Origin of the sequence: Hymenobacter sp. IS2118, from assembly GCF_000715495.1 — a bacterium.
Classification (GTDB): domain Bacteria; phylum Bacteroidota; class Bacteroidia; order Cytophagales; family Hymenobacteraceae; genus Hymenobacter.
In genome coordinates this window covers 102,118-111,109 of the sequence record NZ_JNLX01000031.1, presented here as the reverse complement: position 1 = coordinate 111,109, position 8,992 = coordinate 102,118, and the positions used below count along the sequence as shown (strand labels likewise).

The 8,992-nt window shown below is 59.8% G+C and carries 8 protein-coding genes; 4 read left to right on the top strand and 4 right to left on the bottom strand.

All coding sequences use genetic code 11. From position 1 onward, the window contains the following. Together GM79_RS25290 and GM79_RS01820 are read left to right on the top strand one after the other, a co-directional pair. On the top strand, positions 1–265 hold a 265-nt coding region (locus GM79_RS25290; protein WP_035558235.1), incomplete at its 5' end, for a hypothetical protein. A 115-nt stretch (positions 266–380) separates the two neighbouring features. After that, positions 381–806 (top strand): hypothetical protein, encoded by a 426-nt coding sequence (locus tag GM79_RS01820; protein WP_035558233.1) that lies wholly within the window; start codon positions 381–383, stop codon positions 804–806. Positions 807–1,326: 520 nt separating this feature from the next. Here the strand turns inward: GM79_RS01820 and GM79_RS01815 are convergent. Both GM79_RS01815 and GM79_RS01810 read right to left on the bottom strand, forming a co-directional pair. After that, positions 1,327–2,898: a peptide MFS transporter gene (locus tag GM79_RS01815; RefSeq protein WP_051718372.1), complete on the bottom strand. Its 1,572-nt coding sequence runs from the start codon at positions 2,896–2,898 to the stop codon at positions 1,327–1,329. Between the two features lie 213 nt (positions 2,899–3,111). Next, a complete protein-coding gene (locus GM79_RS01810; RefSeq protein WP_035558230.1) occupies positions 3,112–4,011 on the bottom strand; it encodes an AraC family transcriptional regulator in 900 nt (299 codons plus the stop codon). Positions 4,012–4,242: 231 nt separating this feature from the next. Here GM79_RS01810 and pckA point away from each other — a divergent pair, with 231 nt between their 5' ends. Continuing rightward, positions 4,243–5,877: a phosphoenolpyruvate carboxykinase (ATP) gene (gene pckA, locus GM79_RS01805; protein ID WP_035558299.1), complete on the top strand. Its 1,635-nt coding sequence runs from the start codon at positions 4,243–4,245 to the stop codon at positions 5,875–5,877. A gap of 76 nt (positions 5,878–5,953) precedes the next feature. On the opposite strand, the gene GM79_RS23565 is transcribed toward pckA, so the two are convergent. Continuing rightward, on the bottom strand, positions 5,954–6,517 hold the full coding sequence (locus GM79_RS23565) for a cupin domain-containing protein (RefSeq protein ID WP_072008499.1): 564 nt from the start codon (positions 6,515–6,517) through the stop codon (positions 5,954–5,956). A 547-nt stretch (positions 6,518–7,064) separates the two neighbouring features. Between GM79_RS23565 and GM79_RS01795 the strand changes: the two genes are divergently transcribed. Further along, positions 7,065–7,781, top strand: a complete 717-nt coding sequence (locus tag GM79_RS01795) for a 16S rRNA (uracil(1498)-N(3))-methyltransferase (RefSeq protein WP_035558223.1) — start codon at positions 7,065–7,067, stop codon at positions 7,779–7,781. Between the two features lie 2 nt (positions 7,782–7,783). On the opposite strand, the gene GM79_RS01790 is transcribed toward GM79_RS01795, so the two are convergent. Beyond that, positions 7,784–8,899, bottom strand: a complete 1,116-nt coding sequence (locus tag GM79_RS01790) for a hypothetical protein (RefSeq protein WP_035558220.1) — start codon at positions 8,897–8,899, stop codon at positions 7,784–7,786. Positions 8,900–8,992 lie beyond the last annotated feature (93 nt).

Genomic DNA, 8,992 nt, shown 5'->3' with positions numbered 1-8,992 from the left:
GGCCGCCGCTACCGCCGTGCCCAACGCCCTGGGTTCGGCCGCTGCCACCGACCCGCTGCCGCCCGCCCGCCTCGGGGCCCAGCAGGCACAGTGGGCGCTGCTACTCAGCCAGGCCCGTCAGGAGCTGCTTGGCACCAGCGGCCGGGCCGCTACGCTGCTGGCCGAGGCCCGTTTGGCGGGCCTGCGCGCCGAAGCGGCCGTACTGGCTGCCGCGCTCGAGGCGGGGGAAACGGCCGCCGCCGGAAATTTGGAGGAAACACAATAAATAGGAATAGCGGATGTTATGGGCGGCAAGGAAGGTGGTTTAAGGATTTTTTGAACCGCCTTCAGATAGCCCGGCATTTTTTCCTTCCATTTTTTCCACCTCAACCGTCTTCCCTATGTCTTACACCGATGCCCAAATCGTAGCGGCCCTCCTCACCAAGGCCGAATGTGACCGGTTCACGCTCTTCCTGACCAGCAGCAAGTCCACGGCTGAATACCAGCGCCTGGGCCTGACCAACTCCGTCACCAACTTTGGCAGCGCCGAAGGCCGCGCTGCCGAAATATCGCGCCTCACGGCCCAGAACGCGGCCCGCACCCTGGAAGTGGCCGCCATCGCCGACCCGGAAGCCAACGCAAAAGCCAAAGCCGAGCTACTGGCCGACGAAACCCGCCTCAACAACCTCGTGCTGAAAACCTACCGCCAGGGCGGCGACGACAAGGCCGAACGCATGTTCGACGCCAACACCGCCGACGCCCGCCTGACCCGCGCCGAAACACTGCTGCCGTTGGTAGCGACCCGCAAACCCGCGCTGCCCGCGTAGCCTCCTGGGCCAGCGGGAGCGACGCCAGCGCCGGGCGGGCCACCACGCTTCCCACGCTCAAAAGCCCTTCCAGCCCTGCGGCCGGGAGGGCTTTTTTTGGCACTTTTGCGGTCAGGGCCGCCCAGGCGTTGACCGCACGGGCCCCCTTTTGGGCCTAGCCCCAGAGTTGCTACGCTCTACTCGCCGGGCGCAACACCCCATCCCCTAGCCCCTTCCCCTCCGGGAGAAGGGGGACTAGCTTTTAGCTCTAGGCTTAAAATTCGCAAACTAGAAAACTAGAATTAGTCCCCCTTCTCCCGCAGGGGAAGGGGCTAGGAGATGGGGCCCGCGCCCGGCGAGTCAGAACCTCCCAACGCTGGGGCTAGGAGGTCCCGTGAGGTTAACGCCCGGGCGGCCCTGACTGCGGAACAGCCGCTCCAAGCAATTTGATGTAAAAGTCAGTCATCGTTTCGAGCCAAAGAAAAAGCCCCCGACGCAGCAGCATCGGGGGCTTTTAGTTGTTGCTTTCGCACCTTGCTCCCTACGCCTTAGGTGCGGGCGCGGGGTAATTGCGGGCGTCCATCATCTTGGCCAGCTTGCCGCTGATGAGGAACAGGATGATGGCGGCAGCGGCGGCCGATACCACAAACACCATGAAGAAGTCGTAGAGGGTATTAATCTGGAAGCCCAGCAGCTGCGGCGCGGGGCCAGTAGAAGCGGGGTCGGGATAGAGGCTGCTCATGTAGCCGGCCAGGTAGTTGGCGGCCGCGTTGGCCAGGAACCACACGGCCATCAGCAGGGAGGCAAACTTGACCGGGGCCAGCTTATTTACCAGCGACAGGCCGATGGGCGACAAACACAGCTCACCCACCGAGTGCAGGAAATACAGCGCCACCAGGAAGAACATGCTCACCTTCACGCCGGGCTGCAGGTTAGTCACGCCGAAGCACATCACGAGGTAGCCCGCGGCCAGGAAGGCCAGGCCGATAGCCATCTTAAGGGGGGACGGCGGCTCGGCACCGCGGCGGCCCAGGGCCGTCCAGACCATGGCCATGAGCGGGGCGCCAATTACCACGAAAATGGCGTTCAGGTTCTGGAAGATACTGGCCGGCAGGGTGTAGCCGAAGATGGTGCGGTTCATCTGCTCATCGGCGAAGAAGGTGAGCGAAGCCGGAGCCTGCTCGAAAGCCGCCCAGAAAAACACCACAAAGAACGACACGATGAAAATAACCATGATGCCTTTCACGTCGGCCCCACTCAACGACTTATCGCTGAAAATCATGTAGGAAATACCCAGCACGGCCACGCCCAACAGCGGCGCGATGGTGGGAAACTTGGCCGAATCGAGCCACAGGATGCCCAGGATAAGCGCCAGCAGCACCGGCAGCAGCGCGTACACGCCCATGATGCCGCCCGACTCCACGGGGGTCAGGCCAACTTCTTCGCCGGTGGGCGTGTGCAGGTACTTGTCTTTGCCCCAGTTGAACACCGCCGTGCCCAGCAGCATGGCAATGCCGCAGGCCAGGAAAGCCCAGCGGAAGTCCGATGGGTTGCCGGTGTCGCCGATGAGGCTGGTGATGGTATTGCCGATGAAGGAACCCAGGTTGATACCCATGTAGAAGATGGTGTAAGCGGCGTCTTTGCGCTTGTCGGTGGCACTGTAGAGCGTGCCCACCATCGACGAAATGTTGGGTTTGAAGAAGCCGTTGCCCACAATCATCACGCCCAGGCCCAGGTACAGCAGCCAATGGCTGAGCGCGTGCGACTCGACCGGGCCGTAGTTCGAAGCGCAGAAAAACAACGTAAACTGGCCCAGCGCCATCAGCAGGCCGCCCGTGATGATGGAGCGCCGGTTGCCCCAGTACCTATCGGAAATGAAGCCGCCGATGAGCGGCGTGAGGTATACCAGACTGGTGTAGCCGCCGTAGAACTTCGACGCGAAGGCCTTGTCCATCATCATGGCCTTGGTGAGGAACAGCACCAGCACGGCCCGCATGCCGTAGTAGCTGAACCGCTCCCACATTTCGGTGGCAAACAGCAGGTACAGCCCGCTGGGGTGGCTCGTGGAATCCGAGGAAAGTGGTTGCCCGGGCTGGGCAGCAAGTGGTTGCATAAGCAAAATTAGAGTGAGTAATGAGAAGGCAACTAGCGAAAAATGAGGCCCTGATTACGAATTAGTGCAGTATGGGCACGGTAAAGCTAGGAAAGTTTCGGCATTATCGTAGGAACGCGCCTCGGCGCGTTCAATCATTGGAGTAGGTACTGGTGGCGCCCTGATTTGTCGTCGCCAAGCGAATCCAACGATTGAACGCGCCAAGGCGCGCTGCTACGAATTATGCGTTGTGGAGTCGCTGCGATAGGCTTTGGTGCGGTAGGCACCGGGCGCGAGGCCGGTTTGCTTGCGGAAGAAGCGGGTGAAATAGCCGGGGTCCACGAACCGCAGCTCGTAGGCAATTTCGGCCACCGAGAGCGAGGTGTAGAGCAGGTAGTTGTGGGCCTTGCGAATGGTGTGGGCCTGCACAATCTGCTGGGCCGTTTTGCCCTTCACCGCCTGACAGATGCGGTTGAGGTGCACTTGGGTAATCTTGAGCTCCTGGGCGAACTCCGAGATTTTTTTCTCAAACGGAGCCGTGCGGGCGATGGCTTTCTGGAACTCGCGGTAGTAGTGCAGGGCGCGGTTGGGGCTTTCCTGCTTGCGGCGGTTGTGGTGCAGCAGCCGGAATATCTTCACGAAGAGCAGCTTGAAGTAACCATTCAGCGCCAGCTGCTTGCCGGGCAGCTCGGAGTTGATTTCCTCGTGAATCCGCTGCTCCAGCGCCTGCAGGTCGGCAAAAGTGACTTCGGAGTTGAAGTCGGAGAGAATGTGTACGCTGTTGAGCTCGACCAGCACGCCGGGCGTGGCCTGCAGAATGGTGTCGAGCAGGGCCTCGGAAAGCGTGAGGGTACGGCCCTGCACCTGCGGACTGAAGGTGAAGCCGTGCACGGTATTGGCCGGAATAATGACCAGGCAGGGCGTGACCAGCTCCACCATTTCCGGCGCCTCAAACGTGGCCCGGCCGGCTTCGAGGAAAAATAGCTGAAACAGGTTTTCGTGCAGGTGCGGCTTGAGGCCCCAGTCGGTGAGGCGCAGGCGCGGCACAATGAGCTGGCTCTGCAGGTAGTCGTGCGAAAGCTGGGCCTTGCGGTCGCCGTAAATGCCATTGTAGCTGGCGATGTTAGTGGTCATTGGGCAGGCGGTTGAGGCAGGGACAAAGCAAACCAAACGGCCGGCCGCGACCATACCGCGGGGCCACGGATGGGCTTGCGGCCGTTACTTAGGGCCCTAAAACTAACCCACAAATCAGACAAGGTTTAATTTGTCCCCTTAAACTAGTGAATTGTTTCACTGCCAATGGGCCGTTTAATTCTACCTTTGCACCCTAATCCAACGGAATTCCCACCCAACACCACCACCGCCATGCAAGAACCTTCTCCCCTGGCCTCCGAATCCCCCAATCGTTTGCAGCCCCTGGGCTTTACCAAAACGGGCACCGTCCACCTCAATTTAACGCCTGCAGCGCTCATTGAGCACGCTTTGCGCAACGGCGAGGGCCACCTCACCGACACCGGCGCCCTGATGGCCGACACCGGCAAATTCACCGGCCGCTCGCCCAAAGACCGGTTCGTGGTACGCGACGCCAACACCGAAGACAGCGTGTGGTGGGGCGACATCAATATCCCTTTCGAGGAAGACAAATTTGACCAGCTGCACCAGAAAATGGTGGCTTACCTGGCCGATAAAGACCTGTACGTGCGCGAAGCCTACGCCGGCGCTAACCCCGACTACCAGCTCAAGCTGCGCATCGTGAACGAGCAGGCCTGGCACAACCTGTTCTGCTACAACATGTTTCTGCGCCCCGCCGAGGGTGCCGACACCAGCTGGCTGCCCGATTTCAGCATTATCTGCGCGCCCGGCTTTGAGGCCGACCCCGCCGTGGACGGCACCCGCCAGCCCAACTTCGCCATCCTCAACTTCACCAAGAAGATGATTCTGATTGGCGGCACAGGCTACGCCGGCGAGATGAAGAAGGGCATCTTTGGCGTGCTGAACTACCTGCTGCCCCACGAGCGCGAAACGCTGCCCATGCACTGCTCGGCCAACGTGGGCGAAGCTGGCGATACGGCCATCTTCTTCGGCCTCTCGGGCACCGGCAAAACCACCCTCTCGGCCGACCCGAACCGCGGCCTCATCGGAGACGACGAGCACGGCTGGACACCCAAGGCCGGCATCTTCAACTTTGAAGGCGGCTGCTACGCCAAGGTGATTGACCTGAGCCAGGAGAAAGAGCCCCAGATTTGGGATGCCATCCGCTTCGGCTCCATCGTGGAAAACACGCGCTTCGTGCCCGGCACCCACACCGTGGACTACGCCAACAAGTCGGTGACGGAAAACACCCGCACCGCCTACCCCATCAACTTTATCGACAACGCCATCGAGCCCAGTGTGGCCGATGCGCCGAAGAACATTTTCTTCCTCACCGCCGATGCTTTCGGCGTGCTACCTCCCATCAGCAAGCTCGACAAGAGCCACGCCATGTACCTCTTCATGTCGGGCTACACGGCCAAGGTGGCGGGCACCGAAATGGGCATCACCGAGCCGCAAACTACGTTCTCGGCCTGCTTCGGCGCCGTGTTCCTGCCCCTGCACCCTACCAAATACGCGGAGATGCTGGGCAAGAAAATGGATGAAAACCCCAACATCAACGTCTGGCTCATCAACACCGGCTGGACCGGCGGCAGCTACGGCACCGGCTCGCGCATGAAGCTGGGCTACACCCGCGGCATGATTACGGCCGCCCTCAACGGGCAGCTCGACCAGGTGAAATTCACCAAGCACCCTATTTTCGGGGTGGCCGTGCCCGGCGCCGTGCCCGGCGTGCCCACCGAAATCCTAGACCCGCGCAACACCTGGGCCGACAAAGCCGCTTACGACAAAACGGCCGGTTCGCTAGCCGAGAAGTTCGTGGAGAACTTCAAGAAATACGCCGAGTATGCCAACGATGAAATCATGGCCGGCGCCCCCAAAGTAGCAGTAGCTGCGGAGGTAGCGTAAGCAGCGTTTCTCTCAAACAAAAACCCCCACCAGTTGCAGCTGGTGGGGGTTTTTTTGTTGCTTCGCAAGGTTGGCATCATTCAACGGAAAGTGGAGGGCCGACAACTTGCATGTCATGGGCTGCAAAAATCTGCGCCAGCTCACCCTGCGTGGGTTCTTTGGTCAAAGAAGCCAACGCCAGAAAAAATTCTTCGAGTTTTCCAGCGGGTTGAAAAATTACGTACATTTTGCCGCGCTCCGAAACTTGCGTCCAAGCGTGTGGAACAGCACGCGGCAGGAAAATAATGTCGCCGGTTTTGAGCCTGAAGCTCTCGCTGCCGACCCGGAAAACGTATTCTCCTGCCAAAACCTGAAAGACTTCATCTTGGTGCGCGTGCACATGCAATGGCGTCCCGCGTTTGGGCGACAGGCTGGTTTGCTCAAAAATGGCTAAGGCCCCAGCGGTGTCTCTGCCTGAGACTTTAACGTCCATGATGTTGGCGTTTACTCCCTGTAACTTGATGTGCCCGTGCCGCCGCCCCTCGCCCGCCGGGACTTTAAATCCTTTGCCGGGAGAATTCACCTGGGAAGGTCCGTATTTACCAGCAGCTACCGCGGGAAAAGCTATGGCCGCAGATACCAGAAAGGCGCGTCGTTTCATTATTTTGCCGATTAGGTTGCCCGTTCACGTTCATTTCAACTCTTCACTATCAGACCAAAATTTATGTAAACATAATATTTTATAAATTTATATATTCCGAACAATAAAGTCTACGTCAACCAGCTGAATGCTACGCTACGCGGTATCTTTTTTTAACTAGCGCATTTGTCAATTCATCACTTTCGCGCGCCTTGGCCGGGATTACTGCCTCGCAAGCGAAGTCGGTTCAGCGAAGTCGGTTCAGCGAAGTCGGTTCAGCGAAGTCGGTTCAGCGAAGTCGGTTCAGCGAAGTCGGTTCAGCGAAGTCGGTTCAGCGAAGTGAGCAAGCTTGGCTCTGGAGCCTGTGCGGATGAGCCGGGCTGCCGGCCATGACAGCAGCCGTGTAGAAACCCGTTTGCAGGGTGGCTACCGCTCTGAAAAGGACGCCCTACGCGTGGTTGAAGGCTTTGATGAGCACCGGATGGGCAGTCTTAGCGCAGGGTGGACATACGGGCGCTAGCCCCGGACTGCCTCATGCCATTTGCGGCGCTGTCCCGTACTTTGTCCCATGCACACTTTTTACGCGCCCGAACTTAGCGGCACTGCTTACACCTTACCCGAAGACGAAAGCAAGCACGCCGTGCGCGTGCTGCGCCTTGGCGCCGGCGATGACGTGGAGCTGCTCGACGGCCGCGGCAGCCGCTACACGGCGGCCGTGGCCGATGCCAACCCCAAGCGCTGCCAACTACGCATCATCCAGCAGGAAACTGTGGCGCCCCGCTCCTACCGCACGCACGTAGCCGTGGCCCCCACCAAAAACCTCGACCGCATGGAGTGGTTCGTGGAAAAGGCCGTGGAAGTGGGCGTCGAGCGCATCAGCTTCCTGCGCTGCGCCCGCTCCGAGCGCCGCGAGCTGAAGCTGGAGCGACTGGAAAAAATTGCCATCAGCGCCATGAAGCAGAGCGGCCAGGCGTGGCTGCCGCAGCTGGACGAGCTACAGGATTTCGGGGCGTTTGTGGCGGGCATGACGGCGAAAGCCACCTACATCGCGCACCTGGAAGAAGGCGAGCGCACCGACCTGGCGCAAGTGGCCGCCACCGGGTCGGGCTGCTGCGTACTCATCGGCCCGGAGGGGGATTTCACGCCCGCCGAAATCGCGCTGGCGCTGGAATGCGGCATCCGGCCGGTGACGCTGGGGGCTTCACGGCTGCGCACGGAAACGGCGGCGCTGGCGGCGGTTTTCACGGCCCACATTGCGCGGCAGCTGGCCGGTGAGCCGTCTTAGAATCAGATAGCCACCGGGCTGCCGCTTTGGGGCTGCGCCGCAGCGCTGGGCCGGGTGCCGCAGGTGGCACAGAAAGGCATGTGGCTAAAGTTTTTGCTGCCGCAGTTCCGGCAGTCCGAAAATAGCTCCAGTCCGCAATGGCGGCAGAAATCGGTTACCAGCCGGTTGGCGATGCTGGCTTCGGCCGGGAGTGGAAATTCCCATTTTTTCAGGATGAAGTCTTTGCCACAGGAAGGGCAGTAATGGTTTTCGAGGGCCTTTTCGGCTACTTCCAGCTGCACGTTCTGGGCCCGCACCTGGCTCGACTCCTGTAGCTCCAGCCGCTTGCGTTCCAGATAGGCCCGGATGGTTTTGATGGCGTAGTAGCCCAACCCGACCGACAGCGCAATGCCCACGGCCGAGCGCACGTAGCCGCCGTAGCTGGGCAGATAAGGCACCAGGCCAAAGAAAAAAGCGTAGAGCGAAAACAGCGTAAAGCCCAGAAAAAGCGGCCAAAACTTATGCCGGCGGTAGCGAACGAAGAAGAAAATACCCAGCCCCAGAATAGGCCCCACAAATAGCAGCCGAATCAGAAATACGCGCAGCTGGTAGCTTTTAAGCTCGGTTTCGTACTTGTCGTAGGCCAGGCTGTTCTCCCGTTCCTTCTCCAGCTCCAGCTGCTCCTGCTGCCGCTCCTTGGCTTCGATGGCCACCTGCCGGGCCGACAGCTGCGCCCGCCAGGCCTGCTCTACTTTGTAAAATTCGTCGAGGCGTTTGGCCCGGTCCAGTACTTCCTGGTCTTCGTTGGGCGAGCCCAGGGTTTTGCGGGCCTTCACCCAGTTATCGAACGACTGCTTTTCGTTGGCGTAGTTCTGCTGGGCCGTTTCCATGATGCGCTCCACGGCCGTGTTTTTATCGCGCAGGGTGCCCACTTCCGCCGCCAGTTGGTTTTCCCGGCTTTGGAGGCGGGCTACGGCTTGCTTATTCATAAAATCCTCCACCTCCGGCTGCGCGGTGGCAGTATCGAGGTCGCCAATAATCTGGTTGGAGAGCAGTATCAAAAAGGCGCACAGAATAATGGCGATGGCGTAGTAGACCAGTTTCGAGGTGCGTTCCAGCTTTTTGCTATTGAATTCCATATGGAAGCGGCAGTTAAATTATTAGTGGAAGAGTGGGCAAGGTAGCTTTATTCAGGGAGGGCAACGCTACCTCATAGCGCTATTTTGGCAGCT